Source organism: Pantoea sp. CTOTU50773 (genome assembly GCF_032082325.1).
In the GTDB taxonomy this organism is placed as follows: domain Bacteria; phylum Pseudomonadota; class Gammaproteobacteria; order Enterobacterales; family Enterobacteriaceae; genus Pantoea; species Pantoea communis.
In genome coordinates this window covers 1-1,075 of sequence record NZ_DAMDQC010000154.1, presented here as the reverse complement: position 1 = coordinate 1,075, position 1,075 = coordinate 1, and the positions used below count along the sequence as shown (strand labels likewise).

The window sequence follows — 1,075 nt, the reverse complement described above, 5'->3', positions numbered from 1 at the left end:
CCGCCTGTCGACTTTATCGCGTATGCTGAAGAATCGGGCCTCATCGTGCCGCTCGGCCGCTGGGTGATGCTGAACGTTCTGCAACAAATTATTCAGTGGCGCAGCGAGGGAATTTACCTGCGCGTTGCCGTTAATGTTTCGGCTAAACAATTGATTGACCAAAGTATCTATACCGATTTAAAGCAGGCGCTGAGCGAAGCCGGCCTCACGGATTGTCCCATTGATATCGAGCTCACCGAAAGCTGCCTGATTGAGAACGAAGCCGGTGCACTCACGCTTATGAAGCAGTTCCATGAACTGTGGGCTCAGGTTCATCTTGATGACTTTGGTACAGGTTATTCCTCGCTTTCCCATTTAGCTCGCGTGCCCATTGATGCAATCAAACTGGATCAAAGTTTCGTACGTAACATCAACAAACAACCGGTGGCGCAATCTTTGGTCCGTGCCATTGTCGCCGTGGCCAAAACCCTCGATCTGCAAGTCATTGCGGAAGGGATTGAAACCAAAGCTGAGGAGAAGTTTGTGATGACCAACGGTGTCGATGGGCGTCAGGGTTATCTTTATGCAAAACCAATGCCCGCAGAACAGCTCGGGCATTGGCTGGCTAAGCATCCTGCCCGCGTTTAACGCTGCTCTCGATTATCCGGCTTTGCGCAGGGATGCGCTATGACGGTTCTGTAGTTGCACCAGTCGTTCCATGTAAGCAATGTCTTTAGGCTCCAGTGTAAAGGCGTAATCCACCCAATCTTCCGTAATATCCATCAGCTCGGCTCGCGAGAGTTGCAGTACGCGCTGGCGCGCTTTCAACATGGCACGCACACCATTCAGCTTCGGACGTAGCGTATCGATAAAGGTACGCGTAGTACGGTAAGCATCGCCTGGCTGGAAGACTTTATCTACCAGACCGCGCGTCTCATACCACTCTGCGCTATGTGATTCCCCTTCACAGATCAGCTCTTCGGCCAGCTTCATGCCGGAACGCCGTGCCACCAGTGAATAGCCGCCCATGCCAGGGAACAGATTGAACGCGATCTCCGGGAACCCCATCCGTGCAGAGTTCTGCGCCAGAATGAAG

2 protein-coding genes are annotated in these 1,075 nt (G+C 52.7%); one reads left to right on the top strand and one right to left on the bottom strand.

The features are described from left to right. On the top strand, positions 1 to 627 hold a 627-nt coding region (locus RT340_RS18885; RefSeq protein WP_313377482.1), incomplete at its 5' end, for an EAL domain-containing protein. 12 nt (positions 628 to 639) lie between these two features. On the opposite strand, the gene RT340_RS18880 is transcribed toward RT340_RS18885, so the two are convergent. Continuing rightward, positions 640 to 1,075 (bottom strand): crotonase/enoyl-CoA hydratase family protein (locus RT340_RS18880; RefSeq protein WP_313377481.1); only part of this gene is annotated, 436 nt, incomplete at its 5' end.